The sequence below is a fragment of the Spirosoma sp. genome (assembly GCF_026391055.1).
Taxonomy (GTDB): Bacteria; Bacteroidota; Bacteroidia; order Cytophagales; family Spirosomataceae; genus Spirosoma.
In genome coordinates this window covers 618,784-640,870 of the sequence record NZ_JAPLET010000030.1, presented here as the reverse complement: position 1 = coordinate 640,870, position 22,087 = coordinate 618,784, and the positions used below count along the sequence as shown (strand labels likewise).

20 protein-coding genes are annotated in these 22,087 nt (G+C 52.1%); 4 read left to right on the top strand and 16 right to left on the bottom strand.

Annotated elements, in window-relative coordinates; genetic code table 11:
* Positions 1-70: 70 nt before the first annotated feature.
* From NT073_RS31685 to NT073_RS31675, 3 genes are all read right to left on the bottom strand, one after another.
* Positions 71-793, bottom strand: a complete 723-nt coding sequence (locus NT073_RS31685) for a phenylalanine 4-monooxygenase (protein WP_297382103.1) — start codon at positions 791-793, stop codon at positions 71-73.
* 88 nt (positions 794-881) lie between these two features.
* A complete protein-coding gene (gene hppD / locus NT073_RS31680; RefSeq protein ID WP_297382102.1) occupies positions 882-2,015 on the bottom strand; it encodes a 4-hydroxyphenylpyruvate dioxygenase in 1,134 nt (377 codons plus the stop codon).
* A gap of 42 nt (positions 2,016-2,057) precedes the next feature.
* Entirely contained in the window at positions 2,058-3,248 is a 1,191-nt protein-coding gene (locus tag NT073_RS31675) for a homogentisate 1,2-dioxygenase (protein ID WP_297382101.1), read from the bottom strand.
* A 303-nt stretch (positions 3,249-3,551) separates the two neighbouring features.
* Between NT073_RS31675 and NT073_RS31670 the strand changes: the two genes are divergently transcribed.
* Positions 3,552-4,463 (top strand): sugar phosphate nucleotidyltransferase, encoded by a 912-nt coding sequence (locus NT073_RS31670; RefSeq protein ID WP_297382100.1) that lies wholly within the window; start codon positions 3,552-3,554, stop codon positions 4,461-4,463.
* A gap of 88 nt (positions 4,464-4,551) precedes the next feature.
* Here the strand turns inward: NT073_RS31670 and NT073_RS31665 are convergent, their stop codons facing one another.
* From NT073_RS31665 to nusB, 11 genes are all read right to left on the bottom strand, one after another.
* Positions 4,552-5,121 (bottom strand): DUF4136 domain-containing protein, encoded by a 570-nt coding sequence (locus tag NT073_RS31665; protein ID WP_297382099.1) that lies wholly within the window; start codon positions 5,119-5,121, stop codon positions 4,552-4,554.
* Positions 5,122-5,196: 75 nt separating this feature from the next.
* A complete protein-coding gene (locus tag NT073_RS31660) occupies positions 5,197-6,864 on the bottom strand; it encodes an amidase (protein ID WP_297382098.1) in 1,668 nt (555 codons plus the stop codon).
* A 121-nt stretch (positions 6,865-6,985) separates the two neighbouring features.
* A complete protein-coding gene (locus tag NT073_RS31655) occupies positions 6,986-7,765 on the bottom strand; it encodes a LytTR family DNA-binding domain-containing protein (protein WP_297382097.1) in 780 nt (259 codons plus the stop codon).
* A 4-nt stretch (positions 7,766-7,769) separates the two neighbouring features.
* Entirely contained in the window at positions 7,770-8,813 is a 1,044-nt protein-coding gene (locus tag NT073_RS31650; RefSeq protein WP_297382096.1) for a histidine kinase, read from the bottom strand.
* Positions 8,813-11,233, bottom strand: a complete 2,421-nt coding sequence (locus NT073_RS31645) for an outer membrane beta-barrel protein (protein ID WP_297382095.1) — start codon at positions 11,231-11,233, stop codon at positions 8,813-8,815. Before NT073_RS31645 ends, NT073_RS31650 begins: the two co-directional genes overlap by 1 nt.
* A 197-nt stretch (positions 11,234-11,430) precedes the next feature.
* A complete protein-coding gene (gene coaE, locus NT073_RS31640) occupies positions 11,431-12,045 on the bottom strand; it encodes a dephospho-CoA kinase (RefSeq protein ID WP_297382094.1) in 615 nt (204 codons plus the stop codon).
* 65 nt (positions 12,046-12,110) lie between these two features.
* Complete coding sequence (locus NT073_RS31635) at positions 12,111-12,830, bottom strand: hypothetical protein (RefSeq protein WP_297382093.1); 720 nt, start codon at positions 12,828-12,830, stop codon at positions 12,111-12,113.
* 3 nt (positions 12,831-12,833) lie between these two features.
* Entirely contained in the window at positions 12,834-13,160 is a 327-nt protein-coding gene (yajC, locus tag NT073_RS31630) for a preprotein translocase subunit YajC (RefSeq protein ID WP_297382092.1), read from the bottom strand.
* Positions 13,161-13,172: 12 nt separating this feature from the next.
* Positions 13,173-13,625, bottom strand: a complete 453-nt coding sequence (locus NT073_RS31625) for a DUF1573 domain-containing protein (RefSeq protein ID WP_297382091.1) — start codon at positions 13,623-13,625, stop codon at positions 13,173-13,175.
* Between the two features lie 66 nt (positions 13,626-13,691).
* A complete protein-coding gene (locus NT073_RS31620; protein ID WP_012930772.1) occupies positions 13,692-13,994 on the bottom strand; it encodes a YtxH domain-containing protein in 303 nt (100 codons plus the stop codon).
* 122 nt (positions 13,995-14,116) lie between these two features.
* Positions 14,117-15,253, bottom strand: coding sequence for a transcription antitermination factor NusB (gene nusB / locus NT073_RS31615; RefSeq protein ID WP_297382090.1), 1,137 nt, complete (start codon positions 15,251-15,253; stop codon positions 14,117-14,119).
* Positions 15,254-15,547: 294 nt separating this feature from the next.
* Here nusB and NT073_RS31610 point away from each other — a divergent pair, with 294 nt between their 5' ends.
* Complete coding sequence (locus NT073_RS31610) at positions 15,548-17,329, top strand: ABC transporter ATP-binding protein (RefSeq protein ID WP_297382089.1); 1,782 nt, start codon at positions 15,548-15,550, stop codon at positions 17,327-17,329.
* Between the two features lie 291 nt (positions 17,330-17,620).
* Here NT073_RS31610 and NT073_RS31605 read toward each other — a convergent pair whose 3' ends face one another.
* On the bottom strand, positions 17,621-18,064 hold the full coding sequence (locus NT073_RS31605; protein WP_297382088.1) for a VOC family protein: 444 nt from the start codon (positions 18,062-18,064) through the stop codon (positions 17,621-17,623).
* A gap of 114 nt (positions 18,065-18,178) precedes the next feature.
* On the bottom strand, positions 18,179-19,684 hold the full coding sequence (locus tag NT073_RS31600) for a hypothetical protein (RefSeq protein ID WP_297382086.1): 1,506 nt from the start codon (positions 19,682-19,684) through the stop codon (positions 18,179-18,181).
* Between the two features lie 142 nt (positions 19,685-19,826).
* Here NT073_RS31600 and NT073_RS31595 point away from each other — a divergent pair, with 142 nt between their 5' ends.
* Positions 19,827-21,215, top strand: coding sequence for a glycoside hydrolase family 140 protein (locus NT073_RS31595; protein WP_297382085.1), 1,389 nt, complete (start codon positions 19,827-19,829; stop codon positions 21,213-21,215).
* Between the two features lie 21 nt (positions 21,216-21,236).
* Positions 21,237-21,890 (top strand): DUF1080 domain-containing protein, encoded by a 654-nt coding sequence (locus NT073_RS31590; protein WP_297382083.1) that lies wholly within the window; start codon positions 21,237-21,239, stop codon positions 21,888-21,890.
* The last annotated feature ends 197 nt before the right edge of the window (positions 21,891-22,087 follow it).

Here is a 22,087-nt window from a genome sequence, read left to right as displayed (position 1 = left end):
AGCCGAACTTTATTTCGACTTTCGGCTCCTGATCAGATCGGATATGCCCGGCAATAAATGACAAATGTAATCAACTAACCAATAAGCTTTCCAGCGTCTCCTCAATCTGAGGTACGGACTGGTACAGTTGCTCGTACGACTCGATCACGAAATACTGCTCTTGGTAATGGTCGATGATGTAGGGCGTCTGAAGCAGCGTCGTTACGTCGTACGGAATACGTTTGGGTACCTCACTGTACAGACTGTGAGCCGTTTCGCCCACCGACGACAGAATGCCCCCGCCGTAAATCCGCAGTTCACTCCCTTCCCGAATCAGGCCAAACTCTACGGTGTACCAATACAGCCGCGAAATCATGGCAATGGCTTCTTCGCTGTCGATATGATCCAGCGCAATCCGGCTCAGCGACGCCAGAAAATCACAAAATGCCTGATTAGACAGCATTGGCACATGTCCGAAGGTATCGTGAAACATATCTGGCTCGGGCAGATACTCCAGCTGGTCGCGTCGGCGCAGCCAGGTCGTTGCCGGAAAATTCCGGTTGGCCATCAGTCCAAAAAAATCCCGGTTGGGAATGAGCCCATCAACAGCCTCGACCCGCCAGCCCGTAAGCCGTTGCAGATTCGGATTCAAATCCCGCTCAAAATCCGGGATACGGTCGGCCCAGAATCCCGTTGCCGGAATCCCGTCGAGGTAATCCTGACTGGCTTTTCCGGGCAGTTGGGCCATCTGCCGTTCGAAAAGCAGCCGCCAAACGGCCTGATCGTCCGGGGTGTATTTGGTGTATGTCTGCATAACTAAATGAGTCAATGATAGAATGCCTGAGTGATAGAATAAATGCCAGAAACCATTCACTCTTCTACCACTCAGGCATTCATAATTATCATAACGTTCCCCGTAATTCCTGTTCCCGTTCGATGGCTTCGAACAGGGCTTTGAAATTGCCTTTCCCGAACGAACGGGCTCCTTTACGCTGGATAATCTCGAAGAAAAGGGTAGGACGCGGGCAGATGGGCTTGGTAAAAATCTGAAGCAGATACCCTTCATCGTCCCGGTCGACCAGAATCCCCAGCGGGCGCAGCGTGTCTATTTCTTCGTCAATTTTCCCGATCCGTTCGGCCAGGTGTTCGTAATAGGTTTCGGGTACGGTCAGGAACTCGACACCCCGGTCGCGGAGAGCCAGAACGGTTTCCACAATGTTATCCGTAGCCACCGCAATGTGCTGAATGCCGGGACCGCCGTAGAAATCGAGGTACTCTTCAATCTGCGACTTCTTTTTACCCTCGGCGGGTTCGTTGATGGGGAACTTCACCCGGCCGTTTCCGTTGCTCATGACCTTGCTCATCAGCGCCGTATAATCGGTAGATATGTCTTTATCATCGAACGAAACAAGCTGCTGAAAGCCCATCACATCGTGGTAAAACGTCATCCACTGGTTCATTTCGTGCCAGCCTACATTTCCCACCATATGGTCTACGTATTTTAATCCGGCATCGGCCGGGCGATAGGTCGGACTCCAGGGTTGATAACCGGGCAGGAAGACGCCGGTATAGTCGTTACGCTCCACAAATACATGCACCGTATCGCCGTAGGTCTGAATACCCGACCGCACTACATAGCCGGTATCGTCCTGCTCACGGACCGGCTCCATATAGGGTTTTGCACCCCGTTTGGTGGTTTCCTCAAAGGCTCTGCGGGCATCGTCGACCCACAGCGCCACCACCCGAACACCATCGCCGTGCTGGTCGATGTGGCGGCCGATTTCAGAATCGCCGTGTAAGGGCGAGGTGAGCACCAGCCTGATTTTACCCTGCTGTACCACGTACGATTCCCGGTCGCGCAGACCGGTTGATAGTCCGGCATGAGCCACGGGTTGAAAGCCAAAGGCCGTCTGGAAGTAATGCGCCGACTGCCGGGCATTGCCCACATATAATTCGAGATAGTCCGTGCCGTTGAGCGGCAGAAAATCCTCGGTAGAGGAGTCGGTAATGGGTTGGGTTAGTTCGAGGGTTTCCATGTTTTTGTTGATGTGTGTAAGTGCTTCGAGTAAGCATCCGCATTACATAATCCATGATTTGTAATACTTCCCATCATCCAGCGCCACGGCCTGTTCGGTCAGCATGAGCGGGCGAAAGGTGTCGACCATAACGGCGTATTCCTGGGTTTCTTTTTTGCCGATGCTTCGTTCCATCGCGCCGGGTGCAGGGCCGTGGGGCGTACCGCCGGGGTGCAGAGTGATGTGGCCGGGGGCAATGTCGTTGCGGCTCATAAAATCACCATCGACATAATAGATCACCTCGTCGGAGTCGATGTTCGAATGGTTGTACGGAGCCGGGATCGACTTTGGGTGGTAATCGTACAGACGCGGGACAAACGAACAAACCACGAAAGAGTCGGTCTGAAATGTCTGATGCACCGGTGGTGGCTGATGCACCCGACCGGTTATGGGCTCGAAGTTGAAGATCGAAAAACCATACGGGTAGTTATAACCGTCCCATCCCACCACATCGAACGGGTGCGAGGCATAAACCAACGAGTGCAGCGCCCCCTGTTTTTTGATCTTCATTAGAAAGTCGCCGGTTTCGTCGTGCGTTTCGAGTGCGCCGGGCCGAATAATGTCTCGTTCGCAAAAAGGTGAATGTTCGAGCAACTGCCCAAACTGGTTCCGGTAGCGTTTGGGGGTATAAATCGGCGAATGTGATTCCACATAGAGCAGCCGGTTATCAGGCGTGTCGAACTCGATCTGGTAAATCACCCCGCGCGGAATAACCAAGTAATCGCCGTACTGAAACGGAATCGTTCCGAACAGCGTCCGGAGTTTTCCGGTGCCCCGATGGATGAACAGCATCTCGTCGGCATCGGCATTTTTGTAGAAATAGGTCGTTAATGACTGACGGGGAGCCGCCAGCCCGAAGGTGAGGTCGTTGTTGACCAACAGCGGCACCCGACTGTCCAGAAAATCATCGGCGGGCTCTACGCCAAAGCCGAGTAATTTCCGTGACAGCATGTTCTTCTGCACCGCCAGTTTCGGGGTCATATCGACGCTTTCCAACACTTCCCGCACCATCGTTGGCCGGTGAACGTGGTAAAGCAACGACGACATGCCTTCGAAGCCAATGGTACCGAACAGTTGTTCATAGTAGAACGGACCGTCGCCAAAGGGTGGAGTGGTGCCCTCCGTACTGGCAGGTCGGGCAAACTGCGTGTGGCGTTTAGGTGGAATCTGGCCGAGTGTGTGATAAAAAGGCATAGTGTCGGTCGGTTTATCCAGCGAACCCACGCACAAAAGGCTCGTCGGAAGTCAAGTTGTAGCGCTAAATTTGATTAGTTGTTTTAGCAACTGTTGTTTAGCGTACAATTATAACGACAACTATTGTAAATTGTACATTGCTTAGATTAATTTTTATTATAAGGGACAAAATAGGCCAATTAGGCATTAACATCACTTTAAATAGTAAAGCCCAGCCCGTTTTTTTAATTTTGGGCGGGCAGCCTTTACTGTACTTTACGACCATAAACTGTTTAACGCACCGGCGTACCGGTGATCACTGAAATGCAACCTACTCTTTTGATTCTGGCGGCCGGTATGGGCAGCCGTTACGGTGGTATCAAACAACTCGACCAGTTCGGACCTAATGGCGAAACCATCATAGATTACTCCCTTTTCGACGCTATCCGGGCGGGCTTTGGTAAGGTTGTCTTTATTATTCGGGAAGAACTTCGGCAAGATTTTGAAGAAGTATTCGGTAGTAAACTGGCGGGGAAGATTGAAGTCGACTATGCTATTCAGGCGCTCGATTCATACGTTCCGGCCGAGGTTGGAGAAGTAAGACGGACGAAGCCCTGGGGCACCGGTCATGCTATGCTCTGCGCCAAAGACCATACGCATACCCCGTTCGCAGTGATCAACGCCGATGATTTTTACGGTCTCGAAGCGTTCCAACTCATCAGCGATTTCCTGACAACGAACACCGACAACCAACTGCACGCAATGGTCGGCTACGAAGTAAAAAACACGCTGTCGGAGAATGGGTCGGTGTCGCGGGGCGTTTGCGAAGTGGCCGAGAATGGTAATCTTCTGTCGGTTATTGAGCGGACAAAGATATACGAACAGGAAAACGGTACGTCGGAGAAGAAGATTGTTTTTGAAGAAGCCGACAGCCTGACTCCCCTGGCCCCCGACACACCGGTTTCGATGAACTTCTGGGGCTTTAAACCCAGCGTCTTTCCGTTAGTGGAGCACCAGTTCGAGAGCTACGCCATTGCAAATATCAACTCGCCGAAAGCCGAATTTTATATCCCGACTGTTATGACGACTCTGATTCAGACCGATACAGGGCATTGTAAGGTGTTCCGCAGTCACTCCGAATGGTTCGGTGTAACCTATCCCGATGATAAGCCTGTGGTTCAGGCTGCCCTGAAGCAGTTACACGACAATGGGGCGTATCCGGATAAGCTGTGGTAATACGTGCAATCAATTGTTTAACCACAGAACTACAAAGGGCACAGAGAACTCAGTCTCTGTGCCCTTTGTGGTTGATAAGGCTCTCAAGCTAGCTTGTGCGCTCGGGGAATTTCTCCACGATGCGCTCGGCTTCTTTGCGTAACTGGGCCGCAATGCGGGCGGGGTCACCAACGGCATTCTGGACTGAGCCGCGCCACACGAGCTTACGCGTACGGGCATCGACCATATCTACCACGAGCGTACCGGCCTGATACTGCTGCTGCTGGTATTGTTGACCACCCCAGCCCCACCAGCCGGGGCCCCAGCCACCATAGCCCCAACGGCCCCAACCCATGTAAGGGCCGTAGTAAGGTGAGGGTGTGGCTACATTCCGGGTTTTGTCTTCCACAAAGAAGTGGTAGCCAACGATCAAATCGGGCTTCGTCGTTGTTTCGGTCAATCCCTTTTGTTGCAATACCTCAGCCATTGTACTCTCGACACTTTCGGTAGCTATCTGATTATAATACAACGGATTCTGACCTGCTTTGACATCGCTGTCCATCCAGGCGAATGTCTTATACTTGCTAAAGTCGGTCCGGGAGTTTTTATCGACGGTTACACGAGGGGCGCACCCGTAGGCTACTGCCAGAAAAGTTACTATACTCAATAATCGCTTCATAACGTAGAGTTGTTTGTGTTCACTCTACTTAACCTGCGACTATTTTAAAGGTTCGCTGTTTGTGAGGCTACGTTCCTACTGAAGCGACGGGTGCTTTTTGTTCCATTCCGTCGCATCCTGATACATTTTGGCCACGGCCAGCACCTTGCCTTCTTCAAACAACTGGCCCATGAACGTAATGCTGGTTGGCAGATTTTGCTTTGTAAATCCGTTGGGCAGCACCACGCACGGGTGGCCGGTCAGGTTGGTGATCGTGAGGTTGCCGCCCGCGTAAGCAGGTGATACGTACACGTCGATCTTAGCCGCTTTCAACTGGTCCGCCATCTCATTGATGAGTTTAGTGCGGGCGCGGTTCGCCTGAATGTACTCAACAGCCGGAACGAACCGGGCCGACCGGAACGAGTTTGGCCAAGCATTTTTCCCTTGCCGTACCATCAGATCATCGCGCCCCGACCGGGTTAGCTCATCAAAAGCAGCTGCCGCTTCGACCGTCAGCAGAAACGAAATTCGGCCCGCTGGAACGCCCGTCGGTAAGTCGAAAGGCACCAGTTCGGCGCCCAGCTTACGGAGGGTCTGCAAGGTAAGCGAATCGTTGGCGCGGTTCGGGTAATTGCTTTCAAACGCCTTTTTGACGTAGCCAATGCGGGTTCCTTTTAGGGTCGTCAGGGGCGAGTAGCGGAAGGGCGCGGTCATAACGGTGGGGTCGTTGCCATCGGGTCCGTAAATAGCGTTGAATACCAGCGCACAATCTTCCACGCTGCGGGTAATGGGCCCGATCTTGTCCATGCTCCAGCTCAGGGCCATCGCTCCGTGCCGACTTACCCGACCGAAGGTGGGACGTAGTCCGGTGGTGCCGCAAACTGTTGAGGGCGACACGATAGACCCCAGCGTTTCGGTACCAATCGCAAAGGGTAACAACCCCGCCGACACGCTTGACGCCGACCCCGCCGATGAGCCGCTTGAACCGGCGGTGGTACTCCACGGGTTACGCGTCATGCCGCCAAACCACACATCGCCCATAGCCAGCGCCCCTAGGGTCATTTTGCCACAGAGCACGGCCCCCGCTTTTTCCAGTCGTTGAATAACCGTAGCGTCGAGGTCAATCGTCTGGTCTTTGTAAGGCATAGCGCCCCAGGTCGTTTTGTAGCCTTTTTTGGCCAGCAAGTCTTTGGCACCGTAGGGAATGCCATGCAGTGGACCGCGATACTTTCCGGCTTTTAATTCCTCGTCCGCCCGTTTGGCCTGACTCAGGGCAAGGTCTTCGGTCAGGGTAATGACGCAGTGTAGTTTTGGGTCATAAGTTTTGAGTCGATTCAGGAAAAATTGCGTGAGTTCGACCGACGTAATTTGTTTGGTTCGAATTAACTCGCCCAATTGCCCGACGGTGTAAAACGCCAGTTCATCTTGGTTCTTAGGCAATGATACCTTACCCGCCACCGACGCTTTAAATGAGGAAGCCCCGACAGGCATAGTAAACCCGGCTGGCAGCGGATTGAAGTAAAGGGCCGGGGCAATGTCGTTGGGTAGATCAATTTTGCGCAGTGCCTCGTAATTGGCGCGGGCGTTGTTCAGATTGCCGAGCATAGAGTCGCGCTCGGCGGGGGTAAACTCCAGGCCAAACACCTTGGAAGCGACCTCGACCATTTCGGTTGTTAACGGTTTTTGAGGATCGTCGTTGGTGATAAATGCACCTAATAAAAAGCTGCCGGCGCAGGCAGTAAGCAGACGTACAGTTTGTTTCATTGATTTGGCTTGTTGATGTAGCAACAGGCCAAATTACGGCAGAAAGGCATTAAGTGAGCTAGGTTATCTGGTGAAAATTTGATTTGGCAGAAGGAAACAGTAAAAACCAAGCAATCGGACTTCACCCGTCAACCCACCGGCGAAGGTCGGGGGTACGACCCGTGCTGGCAATGAGCAATTCGGCATGCCCCCGCATCCGCACCGCCAGCCGGTCGTTGAAGTAAGGTTCTAACCGGTCGATGTAGCGGATGTTGATAATTTCGGAGCGATTCAGCCGGAAAAAATGAGCCGGGTCGAGTTGCTCTTCCAGTTCGGTCAGCTTGCCGTTTAGCGGGTATTTCTGCCCCCGGCTATCGAACGCAAAAACAACGCCCTCGTCGGCCTGAAGATACGTAATGTCTTCCACCGCCAGCAGATGGATGCCCTGACGCAATTTCACCGTAAATCGTTGCCGGTAGCGCGTTTGTATGGGCCGAATCGCGTCGCGTAGCTGGGCCAGAATAGGTTCCGTCAATATGGGGGCAGAAGGTGCAGAAGATGTTCGCAGCAAGGCGTATTTATCAAGGGCCTGCTGCAACTGGCTCATCGTAAAAGGCTTGAGTAAATAGGCGATGCCGTTGCCCTGAAAGGCCCTCAGTAGAAACTGGTCGTAAGCCGTTGTGAATACAATCGGGCAACGAATGGCTACCCGTTCGAACAGGGCAAATACGTTGCCGTCCAGTAGTTCAATATCGGAGAACAGCAAATCGGGGGCAGGGTTTGCCGACCACCAGGCCATCGCTTCCTGTACGCTGGCTAACGTGGTCAGCATGCGGGCGTCGGGCAAGAGCTTCTCCAGTGACTCGACGAGCTGCCGGGCGGCCAGGGCTTCGTCTTCCAGAACGACAATAGTTAACGACATAAGCTTACAAACGAGTAGCAAGAGGTTGAGTAGGGGCCATGTTGGCCGAGTGCAGCGTGGGCAGACTAACGCGAAATTCGGTAGCCGTTGTCTGAACGCTAACGGCCTGGTCGGATAGAAGCTTGTAACGAGACTCCAGGTTTTTCAGCCCTGTGCCGGTCGATTCTACGGGCGTAAGCTTGGCCCGGCGTTCGTTGCGTACCACGATAGCGTCGCTGGTGATGGTCAGCTCAATCAGCAAGGGATCTGTCTCGCTCGCCTGGTTGTGCTTCACCGCGTTTTCGACAAGTGTCTGAATACTTCCCGGCAGCACAAGCACGGCTAGCGTATCGGGTACGCGCACGGTCGTTAGCAGTTCATAGGCCCGGCCAAAACGCTGGCGAATCAGATACATATAATCGTCGAGAAACGTCAGTTCATCGGCCAATGCAACCACGTCTTCATCTTTGTGGCGAATCAGAAACCGATAAAGTGCCGAGAACCGATACAGATACGCGCTGGCCTGTTGCGGATTTCGCTCAATGAGGCTGGCGAGTACATTCAGGTTGTTGAATAGAAAATGCGGGTCGATCTGTGCTTTCAGGTGCCGGAGTTCAGCCTCCACCCGCTCTTTTTCGGTTCGTACGAGTCGCTCCTGGGTTTCAAAAAACTGTTTACCCGCCAGCACGGCTGCCAGTACCCCCGCCTGGGGAGCGATGCTAACCAAAGAGTACAAGATAGAGCGCCACTGAAACGCGCCCTCGTGGTGGTAGGCAAGCCATATGTATAACTGGTCGAGCGTGGCAAAGCCTAGCAGTGCAACCAGCATGAAACTGAACAGCAGCCAGTAGCGCCGGGTGAAGAGAAATGTAGGGAAAAGCCAATAGACAATGACCAGCACGATCCCAGTATGAACCGCTACGTTGACCAGCCACCCCAACCCAATAAGCCACCAGGGCTGGTTCAGGTTGCCCATAACCATGAATGGGAAGGCCATAGCCCAGAGCGTGGCCATCAGCATCCAGTCGGAGCGGGAGGGCTTCCGAACCGTGAATAGATTCGTTTTCATTAGTTGGCTCTGTTTAGTCCATCGAAATTAAACGGATTCGGGCTTTCGTCGCGCTGCTTTTTCAACCCAAAATTATAGCGTAGACTCAAGCCTACCCGCCGGGAGTCGCCCTGGCGCATACCCTGCGCGACGACGCTGCCCTGCTCAAGCATAAACGTATTCGGGTTGGTGAACAGTAAATCGGAAACCGACAGGGTAACGTTCAATCTGTTCTGCATAAACTTTCGGTTGATGCTCAGGTCGAGGGTGCCGAAATTACCCAGTGTATAAAACTGACGTTGCCCGCGAATTGACCAGAACCCGTTAACCTGCAACGTAGAGCGTTTGTCGAGTTCGAGTTGATGATACGTTAGCAGCGTCCACGACCCCCGGTTGAAGGCAATGGGTTTTCCATCGTATAGCCCTTCGTACTGGTTGTGGTTATACTGCCCGATGACGACGAAGAAATAACGGCCACCCGGCGGAATACCCAGCAACAGGCGAAAATAGGTTTCCCGGTTTTGACCCAGGTTATCGGTGGTGCGGTAAGCCTGGCTTGGATTGGTCGGGTTCTGATACAGTACTGTTGAGAACAGTTGGCGGGTGTAGTTTTGACCAATGGCCAGAATCGGCAGGCTTGCCACGTTTAGGTTAGCCTCTACATTCTGAGTAAACTGGGGCATCAGGGCCGGGTTACCCGTGTCGTAGAGGTACGGGTCGACGTAGCGGATGGCGGGATTGAGCTGTTCGTACGTGGGCCGGGCGATAGACTGACGGTAGATAAGCGAGAGTTGAACGGGAAAATTCGCAATGGAAACTACTGGCCGACTCAGATACACATACGGGAATAAATCAGTACGACGTACCCGAAATGTTGTGTCGGTTGGTACCTGCTGATGGCCGTCCATAGCCGTATGTTCAAGACGAAGCCCGGTTTTCAGGGTAAATTTTCCCAGTGTTTTGGTCGACTGCAAATAACCGCTGTAGATGGCGTCGGTATAAGTAAAGGCAGCCGTTCGGGCCGGGTCCAGCTGTTGCATGCTCTCGCTACCGATCCGATAATCGGACTGGCTACGGAACCATTGATTGCTGGTCTTGAACCCGGCTTCGAGGGTTAGTTTATGAGGGAATTTCTGGAGCCAGTCGGCTTTGGCAGTTATAAAATTACGGCGACTCCGCAGATCGCCCCCGCCTGTCTGATCGGTGGTAGACGGCAGTGGAGAGCGAGTAAGGTACTGCTGATCGGAGCGGTTCGACAGGTAGCTGTACGAGAGATCGGCGGTCAGTTCGGAACCGAGGGAGTCCAGCTTGTAGCGCGTCGACAGGCCCTGGGTCAGCGAACCTGTATGTCCCAGATTCTGCACCGTGTTCAGGTTTTGGGTCAGTAGCTGGCTGTTTTCCAGTGATCGAATGCGGGTTGTGTTATCAGAAAAACTGTTGGTATAGCCATAATTGCCTCGTCCGTCCAGGTTCAGTTCCCAGGTAGGCGTTAGCTGGTAGCCCAATCCATAGCCTGCAAACAGGGCATCGCCGGGAGTACGGGTGTGTGCCTGCTGGCTAATGATCTGGTTGCCCGGCAACTCTCGCGAACTGCTCAACTGCTCGTAGTTATCCCGTCGGCTATAGTTCAGATTGAGGTATGAATTACGCTTTCCGTCGCTGTCATTCAGGCTAAACCCTACGCCCTGATTACCGAGTTGGCCCTGATTCATATTGGCCGAGACGCTACCCGTGCGCCCGATTTTAACGCCTTTTTTCAAAACTACATTTACGGCTCCTCCTGCATTGGACGCATCGTAACGGGCCGAAGGCGTACGCATCACCTCAATTCGGTCGACGCTGTTGGGGGGCAGACTCCGAAGCAGTGTAGCCACATCTTCGGCACTCATCCGCTGCTCGCGGCCGTTGATATAAATAGTGGCAGGCATGGCGCTGTTCAGGTATATATGCCCCTCCTGATCCATAAACAGTCCCGGCGTTTTGGTTAACAATTCAAACGCGTTGGTACTGCTGCTGGCAATCAGTTCGGGGTTGACAATCATTTTATCGTCTTCCTGCCGCATCAGCGGCTGGCGCGCCGTTACGGTTACAGACGCTAATGTCTGGGATTCGGTTTGCAGGGTAAATCGATAGGTCGCCAGGCTCTTGGTGGGCCGAATGCCCTGCACGACAGGTTTGTAACCCATGGCTGAAATACGTACTTGATACGAAGCGTCGGCTTTCAGCGGGAGCAGGGCTACTCCCGTCGTATCCGAAATGGCCGTGATCGTATGAGTCGTATCGGGCCAGGAGCGCAGTTGTACCGTAACGCCAAATAAGGGTTGTCGGCTGGCATCGGTAAGCAGTACGTGCACCTGACTGGAACCGACCGGCGACTGGGCCAGCGATAAAACGGCGTGAACGAATAAACCTAAGGTTATGGTAAAATGCCTGAGTTGCATAGCTGGAACTGGTTTCGATTAACGAGACAAACCTAGGAATGCCTATGGAGGCAATACAGGGTTATTTGTTGAATCGAGGGGGAAAGCCGGGCAACAAGGGAAAAGTGACGATGAGTGCAGGAACCAATAACTCCGTAAGTACCGATTGAGCAATTGGCAAACACAACAGGAATTGTTTGGTGGGAATTCAGACTTGCCTATATGTACTGAGCCACCTGCTGCAGAAATTCCTCATGCAGCCGAATTATCTGCGGCAGCAACAATTGGCTCTCATCATTCTCAATGATGTAATCTGCGAGTTGGCGACGTTCGGCATCGCTGATCTGACGGTCAATAATATTCTGGATTTCAGCCTCGGAACGATGTGGATCGCGCTGACGGATACGGGCAATGCGCAACGCAATGGGTGCCTGTACTACAATGACTTTATCCAGTGAATTGCCCGACCCGGCCGCCTTCATCAGGGCGGCTTCTTTCACCACATAGGGTTTGTGGGCCTGTTCGTTTACCCAGGCGGCTGTATCGGCAAACACTCTCGGGTGAATGACGGCATTAAGGGCCGACAGTAGCGAAGGATCAGAAAAAACCTGGGAGGCTACCCACGTCCGGTTATACTTTCCGGTAGCGTCGTAAGCATTTGAACCAAGTACCCGTTGAATGTCAGTTTTTAAGATTGGGTCGTGTTCTGTAAGCCACTTTGCTCGTTCATCGGCTTCATACACAGGAATGTCCAATGCTTTAAACACCCTGCAAACAACGCTTTTGCCAGAGCCAATACCGCCCGTTACGCCAATCTGAAGGGGAGCTTTCATAAAGAACGAAAAAGTGAAAAAGTGAAAGAGCGAAAGAATGGCCAACTTACCAGTGAGCCACTCTTTCACTCTTTCGCTCTTTCGCCTTTTACTGAAGGTGGAGGAGACAGCAGTTCGCCTACTTCAAAACTAACCGCTACCCGGTCGGCACTGGTATGCAGGAGTGGGTGACGCAGTTGATTCAGGGGCAGTTCTTCGTCGTAATTGTCTGAGATACGTTTGCGGGGAATCCGTACCCAAATCGTATCCGGCAATCCTTTGACCAACTTTGCCGGACCGTCGATCTGAATGGAACGCGGAGTCATGTTGATGACACTGGATACCATAAAGCGCGGGGCCATATCCAAATGCAGGCTGTCGGGGAGGAGACGAACCGTTTTGGAGATATGCCGGTCGAAATTCAGTGCCAGCGTATCGGCAACAATGTAATTGACATGCAGCTTTTTTACCTGTTCGGCTAGGGCTGCCGCCAGCGAAGACGTATTGATAGCCGTTGCCCGCAGCGGGTCCTTTATGAGGTAGTCGACCGGTTCGATGCGGAAGGGAAGCCACGAATGGCGCAGCAGTCCCCAGCCATCGCTCGATACGTTTACCTGCATGGTATGGGGTAATGGCGAAGTGGGAATGAATAAAGAATCATCATAAACAAACCGGATTGGGTACTCTACCGTGAGCGTGTAACCCGGCTTGTTAAGAGCATTCAGAAACCAGAACAGTGCAGCCGCACCTATGCAAAGAAGCGCTTTAGTTGGTTGAAAGGAGCGGACGTTTGGGGCGGTATTCACACGCTATTGTTTCTCGGCTTCGATGGCCGGTTTTACCGTTGCCTCACGAGAGATGGAGCTTTTCTCGAAGGTCATTTTAATGCCCCGGTCCACTTCCAGCGTAACGGTGGTCGCGTCTACGGATGCAATACGGCCGTGCAAGCCGCCAATGGTAACCACGCTGTCGCCTTTCTTTAGATTATCAACAAAACTCTTCTGGTCTTTCTGCTTTTTCTGCTGCGGACGAATCATGAAGAAGTAAAACACGCCAATGATGGCTACCCAAAGGAGCACATTGTAAATCATTGAGGTGTTGGAGCCGGCTGCGGCCTGTAACAGAATAGACAACATAGGTGAGTGAGTTTAGGACGTTTTGGTGGTTTCGGACTTTGGGTTTACCAGGGCCTTAAATTGAAGGTCGGTCATGGACGGCTCCGTGTTGGCAAAGATGGTGATGGTTTTGTTCTGTTGGCCACTTTTGCCGCGGCTGTTGAAGCGCACCCGTACCGACGATTTGGCACCGGGGGCTACCGGCTCCCGTGGCCATTCGGGGGTTGTACACCCGCAGGAAGCCGTAATATTGTTGATAATCAGTGGAAATTCACCCGTGTTGGTGAACGCGAATACGTGCTCAACCGTATCGCCTTCCGTGAGCGTCCCAAAATCGTAAATACCCTTCTCCTCGAAGGTTATTTTAGGCATCTTGGTCGAAGCCGTTTCTTTGGAGGTTTGGCCCTGCTGCCGGTTATCGCAACTGATCTGGCCAAAACTTAATCCCGCGAAGGCCGCTATAAGCAGCCAGTTTTTGAGGTACATTGCTGAGGTATCGTTTTTTAGTGTACGCGGTCCATAACCTGAAGTAATGGACCGTGTACACTTAAATTATGCGTTTTGCTGTTTGATTTGCGCCATCAGCCGATCAACATCTTCCAGCAGGCGTTCCGCTTTTTCGCGGGCGTCGTTCACAACACGCTGACCTTCGTTTTTCGATGAATTTTCAGGCAATTCTACTGAGTTCCCCAAGTCTTCCAGCAATTGATTAATCTGCTCTCTATATTTCGACAAACGGAACGACAGACGGTCGCGGGTAATCTTACCCTTGTCGGGTGCATACAGCAAGCCAATAAGAGACCCGGCAGCAATTCCGGTTAGCAAAAAGGTTAAATCACGGCCAATTCTGCTCATTTCTAAAAAATTTTGTGGTTTGTGGTTTATAGCTGACGTTTTTGACGTTCGACTTTCTACAAGCGCAAAGGCCTTTCTTCACCCAAAAATCATAATCCGTACCCTATAAACTGGCAACTCGTTTATTTATTATCTAATAACCCGCGTCCGCTTTTACGCAAACGGCCCGAAGCCAGTAGCTTCTCGGAGAGGTTATCCAGAATACCATTCACAAATTTACCGCTTTTAGGCGTACTGTACGCTTTTGCCAGTTCGATATATTCATTAATCGTTACCTTGACCGGAATGTTTGGGAAACTGAGCAACTCGCAAACAGCCAGTTTCAGGATAATCTTGTCGATCATCGCCACCCGTTCAACGTCCCAGTTTTTGAGCTGATCGGCCAGGAGTTGCTCGTAGTCGGCGTCGTTCTCAACTGACTTGTTAAATAGCGTGTTCAGAAATAATTCGTCTTCCTCCCAGTCGTCGGTGAGTGGTTCGAGTTGCAGACCCGTTGCACTCTGGACGGATTTCAACGTCCGGATGGCAAGGCCACGAATCACTTCACTGTTTTCGGCCCAACTGAGATCAACCTCCGACAGGTGATCGCGAATTACCTCATGCTTGAATACCAGACTGCGGAGCACGTATTGTGCCAGGGCCTGGTCTTCGTCGGCGGTGTGGGTTCGGGTTGAGCAGTAAGCCCGGTAGGTATCGTCGGTTTTGAGGGCTTCGCGCAGGGCTTTCCGAACAAAGCCAAGATCTTCCGTCCATGAAATATTATGTCGGACGGCTTCATTCTGGAGCGGCTGGTGCTGTGCGAGCGCCTTGATTACGGTGTTGTCGTAGAGCGTCGATTCGAAGGGGAAAGGCGTTTCGTCGACGTCGCGGTACCGGCGTTCGCTGTCAATCTGGGCCGCCTGTCCGAGTTCAACAAGCAGGGTTAACACGAGCAGGTAACCGTCATAGATGCCATTTACCTGCTTCAGCATCATCTGCGCGAGGTGCTGTCGGTCTTTTTTTGCGCGAATCTGGTAGAATAAAAAACCGTCGTTGGCGGCCTTGAGTACATTACGGGGGGCGTCCTCGTCCTGAGCGGGCTGATTGGCTTTGATGGCCTCTTCAAAAAGAAGGGCGGCCAGTTTCCGGTAGCCTTCCAGTTGTCGCTTGTTCTGCGGCAACATCGAGTTCAGGTCGGGTTGGAAGAGGTCATTAATGCCGTCGATGGCTAGTTGTTGGTTGGAAAATTCGGCCTGCCGAAGCGCATATATCGCCTGCATGACCTTTATTCGGAGTAGTCGCCTATTGAGCATCCCGCCTTAGTCTATTTGCTACCAGTATGAAAAAGAACTGCTTAAATCGGGTGCAAAAGTACGGCTTTTTGGGGAGAAAGGCAAATTAGTACCTGGAGTTAGGAATGAGAAGTTGGGAGGTAGAAGGGGGGAGGTAGGAATGAGCAACTATCCTGTGGTATTGGGATGTAGCCGGATGGCTCCTAACTCCTTACTCCTAATACTCCCCTGCAACTTTTCCCCGTGCCCGAGGGTTACGAACTAAACGCTGCTGGTTGAATTGTGAAAGCTCTTTCCTACTTAAATAAATACCTTCTAAAGTATAAATGGTACCTGATTTTGGGGACGGTGTTCACCATCATCTCCAACCTGTTTGGTATTTTTCCGGCGCAGCTGGTTCGGTATGCTCTTGATCTGGTGCGCGAAACGCTGGATATCTACTACCTCTACGATAAATCCCCGCTTCAATCGGCGCTTTATGACGTCTTTGCTTTTAGCATTCTGCTGTTTGGCGTACTTACGCTGGTCATGGCTTTGCTGAAGGGGTTCTTCCTATTCCTGGTTCGTCAGACGCTTATTGTGATGTCACGTCATGTGGAGTATGACCTTAAAAACGAGATTTACGACCACTACCAGACGCTCCCTCTGAGTTTCTACCGACAACATAATACCGGCGATTTAATGGCTCGTATTTCGGAAGATGTGAGCAAGGTTCGGATGTACGTTGGGCCAAGCATCATGTACGGCCTGAACCTGATTGTATTGTTCATTCTGGTGATTACCTACATGGTAAGTATTAACGCCCGGCTGTCGCTGTACGTACTGTTGCCGCTGCCCGTGCTGTCGGTTGCGATTTATATTGTCAATAACATTATCATCCGTCGGTCGGAGGAAATTCAGCGGTCGTTGTCGCGGCTGTCTACCTACGTTCAGGAAGCGTTTTCGGGGATTCGCGTCCTGAAAGCCTTTGTACAAGAGAATAATTCGGCAGCAAAATTTGAGCTGGAGAGCGATGAATACCGTAACAAATCGCTCAGCCTGACGCGGGTCGATTCCCTGTTTTTTCCCATCGTTGCCATTCTGGTTGGTCTGAGCAACGTACTCGTAATCTTCGTTGGTGGTCAGGAAATTCTCGCCGGTCGACTTACGCCGGGCAACATCACCGAGTTTATCCTGTACGTGAATATGCTCACCTGGCCGGTTATGGCCCTAGGTTGGACAACAAGCCAGACGCAGCGGGCAGCCGCGTCGCAGGAGCGCATAAACGAATTCCTGAACATCAAAACCGACATCGTGTCGCAGAAGAATATTCAGCACACAATCAATGGCGAAATTGAGTTCAAGAACGTTCGCTTCGTGTATCCCGATTCGGGAATCACAGCCATTAAAAACTTCTCGATGCACGTCCGGGCGGGCGAAACGGTAGCTATTCTGGGAACAACCGGTTCCGGGAAAAGTACACTGGCTAACCTGCTGACGCGGATGTACGACGTAACCTCGGGCGAGATTCGTGTGGATGGTATTCCGATTAAAGATTATAACCTGACGTCTTTGCGCGAGCAGATGGGCTACGTACCACAGGACGTTTTCCTGTTCTCCGAAACCATCAGCAATAATGTTCGCTTTGGCAAACCTGATTTGCCGCAGGAGCGTGTGGAACAAGCCATTCGCGATGCCGATCTGTATCAGAACGTGCTGGAGTTTCCGGAGCAGTTCGATACCCGCGTTGGCGAGCGGGGCGTTACCCTCTCGGGTGGGCAGAAGCAACGACTGAGTATTGCCCGCGCCATTGCCCGCGACCCTAAAATTCTGATTCTGGACGACTGCCTCTCGGCGGTGGATACCAACACCGAAAACATCATCCTGAACAACCTCCAGCGCATTATGGCCGATCGGACATCGGTCGTGATTTCGCACCGAGTTTCATCCGCAAAACTCGCTGACTTCATCATTATGCTGGACGATGGCGACATTATAGAACAGGGTACCCACGACGATCTGCTGGCAAAAAACGGAGCTTACCGCGAGCTGTACGAGAAACAGTTGCAGACAGAAGAAGCGTAGGATCTACGGGTTTAGATGTACGAATTAAAAAGGGCGAAGGTCGTTAGGATCTCCGCCCTTTTCGATTTTTTCCAGTCGTTGGGCATAATCTATGACTATGCCCAACGACTGGAAAAAATAACCATGCCTGCGGTTTGTATAGATTATAGTGGCGTCAATTGAGTACGTGCAGGATGTGCCGATAGACCCATAAAGCAATATTTAGCAGAAGACGTGAAACCCTGAACAGGTCTTTGATGATGTAACAGACAAGTCGAGTAGGGAACAGATACATAAAGTCGTCGGCTCACGCTACGCTTCTTCCAGCACTTTCGTATCGATCTTCGTCATTTGCAACATAGCCTGCATCGCGCGTTTAGCTTTTTCGGGGTCTTTGTCGCCCAATAGTCGGCCGAGGGCTTCGGGGACAATTTGCCAGGAGACACCGAACTTATCCTTTAGCCAGCCACATTGGCCCGGCTCGCCACCCTCTGTCAGTTTGTCCCAGTACATGTCAACTTCCTCCTGTGTATCGCAGTGAACGAAGAGCGAAGTACCCAAGGAGAATGTAAAAGACGGCCCGCCGTTCATGGCTATAAACTCCCGCCCATCCAGCTCAAAACTGACCGACATAACGGGCCCCGTAGGTAAGCGTCGAATCTGGATGATTTTTGAATTTTTGAAGATGGATGTGTACAAGGTTGCGGCTTCTTCGGCCTGGTTGTTAAAGGTCAGGAATGTCGTGATCTTCGGCATGTTGTTTACGAGTTATGTTCAGACAAAAGTACGGTATGAGCCTTTCGTAAAGGCAGTGTGAAACCGACAAAGAGCGGGTGTATTGCGACCGTTCTGTAGTACCGACGGTCGGTACTACAGAACACTAGCCAATGGATATATGACATCGCCGTTCACCAGTCCAGTTGGCCCATGCGATTGGTAATACGTAATCGACGCAACGCCCGCCCTGGTGAGCGCCTGTAGGCTTCGGCGGGTCCAGTCGGCGCCGAAGTCGGTGGTTTGGCGTGGGTCGGCGGGTTGGTTCAGGCGTTCGGTGGCGGCTCCGGCGCGGGTTGTAAAGCGTAGCCGTAATGTTACGGGCGAAATATGAACGGGCTTACCACCGCTCAAATGCCGGGCCGATAAAACGGTTTCGACCTGTCCGGCAATGTTTTCCAGTAAAGTAAGATCGTCGAACGCATGAACTTGCGGATTTACCGAGTATGCCACGAAATCGACCAGCGTAAAGTCGAACGGATTCCGATTCAGCTCGGCAAAATTGTCGTCCGTGCCGCCCCCAATCAAAACGCCCGGCCAGCTGGCACGCAAGACCGGAACAAGCGCCTGTAGGAGTTCATTGGAAGTAGTGAGCGTCTCGGCATCGTACAGGATGATGGACTGAACGGCAATGGTCTCGATCTGTAAAAATTGCTGCAACCGATGTAGTTCACCGACCGATTCATTGCCGAAAAACACGGCCAGTTCAAGCGGAACCCGCAACTGGTTGGCATCGGCGATGGCGTTGGTCAGCCTGGTTTGCCAGTCGGGCAGGCTAAAGAACACATCGGCCCGCAGGTGCGAGAGGTTAAGTTTTTGCAGTAAGGCCGCTTCGGTAGTCGTCAGGGGCGGGCCATCGGTGCGCTGTCCAACGCCGATGCGCGGTTTGGCTCTGGTCGCGATGCCCGCCGTTTGTACTGGCTCAATGAGTCCTGGTTCGGCTGTAATTTCCTGCTTCGATTGACTGAATACAATGCGATGCCGGAAGGTATCGCCCGGCTGTACCGTAACCGGGAAGGGTAGGGAAAGTGGTGTTGAATAGGTCTTGAACGATGCATCGGTCCAGTTGCGCTGATCCTCCGTTTCGAATACATCGCCCGAAAAATCAAGCTGCCAGGTACGGTCGGATGCCGGTTTCCAGCGCATCGACTGGATATTCAGAAAGGGCTGGTGCGGGCTGATGAAGGTAGGGAAATACCCGTTCGTACGCTCTCCGTCCGGGGCGATCAACGTAGCGGGTTGTCCCGAAACGCCTTCAATCGGATGCAGCACGCACAAGCCAACCCGGTTTTTTCGGAAGGTATTCAGGGCTTTGCCCGACCAATCGACCCTAACCGTCCCGTCAGCGTCTCCCTGAATCGAAACCTGCCCCGTCATCTGAATACCGAGATCATCGGTATGCCAGTCGTACCGAATTGTGAACGAGTTATTGGTTTGCTCAATCACCTCATCAGACAGCGTCAACGCGGCCGTAAGCCAGTTGTGGTCGCGAATGGCGAAGTAGATCATTCGAACGATTTCGGTATCGTTAACCGACAGGTAACGCAGAAATCCGTTTTCGTAGCGAACGTGTATAAGGCCAGCGTGTAAGTGGTAGGGCATGCTAGTAGATTTAATGTATTATGCATCGTGCTTAGGAGTAAGCAGCGGACTGTTTCTGCCTTTTATTGTCACAGTTTTTCATCTCAAAGTCAAAATTTGATTTGTTGCACTGTGCGAATTAATCAGGCTGTTTCTAACCCGTATGAAGAAGTTTATTGCCCTGTTTTTACTTATCTATCTGCCCGGCCTCCTGTTGGCGCAACAACCTTTCATGAAGGGGCGCCTGAAGGTATCCGATAACAAAAGGTACCTGGTTCATCAGGACGGCACACCATTTTTCTGGCTTGGCGATACAGCCTGGGAGCTTTTCCATCGGCTAAACCGTGAAGAAGCCGATCAGTACCTGAAACGCAGAGCCGAACAGGGATTTACGGTGGTGCAGGCGGTAGCGCTGGCGGAGTTCGACGGCTTGAAAGAACCCAATCCCTATGGCGAGGTGCCGCTGTTGGATAACGACCCGACCAAACCCAACGAAGCCTATTTCAAACACGTCGATTACATCGTTGATAAAGCTGCCCAGTACGGCATTGTGATTGCTTTTTTGCCAACCTGGGGCGACAAGGTCTTTAAAAGTTCATGGGGGCAGGGGCCGGAGATTTTCAACCCGACCAACGCGCGAACGTATGGGCGTTACCTGGGTAATCGCTACAAAAACCGCGAAAACATCGTTTGGGTATTGGGGGGTGACCGCCAGCCGCGAGACGGCACATCTGACGTAGAGCTTTGGCGAGCTATGGCGGCCGGGATTCAGGAAGCGGTGGGTGGGGCGGATAAAGCCCTTATGACCTATCATCCGCAGCCCAACGGTCTCGACGGGGGCGCATCGAAGTGGTTTAAGAATGATGCCTGGTTTGACTTCAACATGCACCAGAACGGGCACTGCCGCAATAACACCATGTACGATAACATCACGGTGTCGTACAATAATCAGCCCGTGAAGCCTACGATGGATGCCGAACCGATTTACGAAGACCATCCGGTTTGTTTCAATGCCAAAGACCTGGGTACCTCCAACGCCTATGACGTGCGGCTTTATGCCTACCTGGATCTGTTTGCGGGGGCACATGGACATACGTACGGCTGCCACGATATCTGGCAGATGTACAGTGCCCAGCGTCCGGCTGTTAACAACCCGCATATTTTTTGGCAGGAAGCCCTCGATCTGCCCGGTGCCAATCAAATGAAACACGTTCGGCACCTGATGACGGCCCGCCCCCTGCTGGCCCGAGTACCTGACCAGTCAATCATTGTGGAGGGCAATCTCGGCCCTGCCGAACGCATTCAGGCCACGCGAGGCACTGACTATGCTTTTGTCTACTCGGCTGTTGGAAAGGCATTTACGGTCAATCCGGGAAAAATTTCGGGCCAGCGCATCACCGCCACCTGGTTCGATCCGCGTTCGGGAAAAACACAGTCGGCGGGAACGTTCGATAACCAAAAACCCATGCAATTTAAGCCACCTACGCAGGGGTATGGTCAGGACTGGGTACTGGTACTGGACGATGCGGCTAAAAACTATGCGGCTTTGTAATGTTCACTAGACTATTGAACCATGAAATCAATCTGGCAAATCTATTTACTTTTTAGTGTGGTCGGTCATGCCTTCATTGGGATACCCGTTTTTGCCCAATCGCCGGAGAAAGCGGTGTCGTTATTCGATGGAAAAACCCTAGCTGGCTGGAAGACCGTAGACCCCGCCCATCAAAAGCTGTGGTCGGTTGCCGATAGTATGATTAAAAGCGGTGACGGCGTGCACAAGATACCCGAAAACACCTATCTGCACACCCTGAAAGAATACGGTGATTTTGAATTTCGCTGCCTGTTCCGGCTACACGGTGACCCTAAAACGGGGATGATCAACAGTGGCATTCAGTACCGGTCCTTGCTGGAAGGGGGTAAAATAGTAGGCTATCAGGCCGATATTGGCAACGGGTTCTGGGGTGATTTGTACGACGAACACCGACGGGAAAAACTCGTGAGTGGCGATCTGCGAACGCTCCGGCACATCCTGAAAGAAGATGGCTGGAACAGCTACATCATCCGCTGCAAAGGCAACCGGCATGAGCTGTACATCAACGGCGTTAAAACCTGCGACTATATCGAGAAAGACAGCAAGATTCCGCAGAAAGGCGTCATTGCCGTTCAGATTCACAGCGGGGGCGTCGCTCAGGTCGAGTTTCGCGATTTGGTAATAGTGGAGTTGTAATTAGGGTGATGTCAGTTTCTTAAAACTGACAAGTGAGGTTTCTCAAAACCTAATTGATTCTTTCGGTTTGGAGAAAACTCACTTGTCGGGTTTGACCGGGCTGGCGCTCCAGGACCCGACACCACGACATCTGCCACACCACCCCCAATCAGTAGAAAATCAAGCCATTCAGTTTCCTAGATAAACACGTTTACATT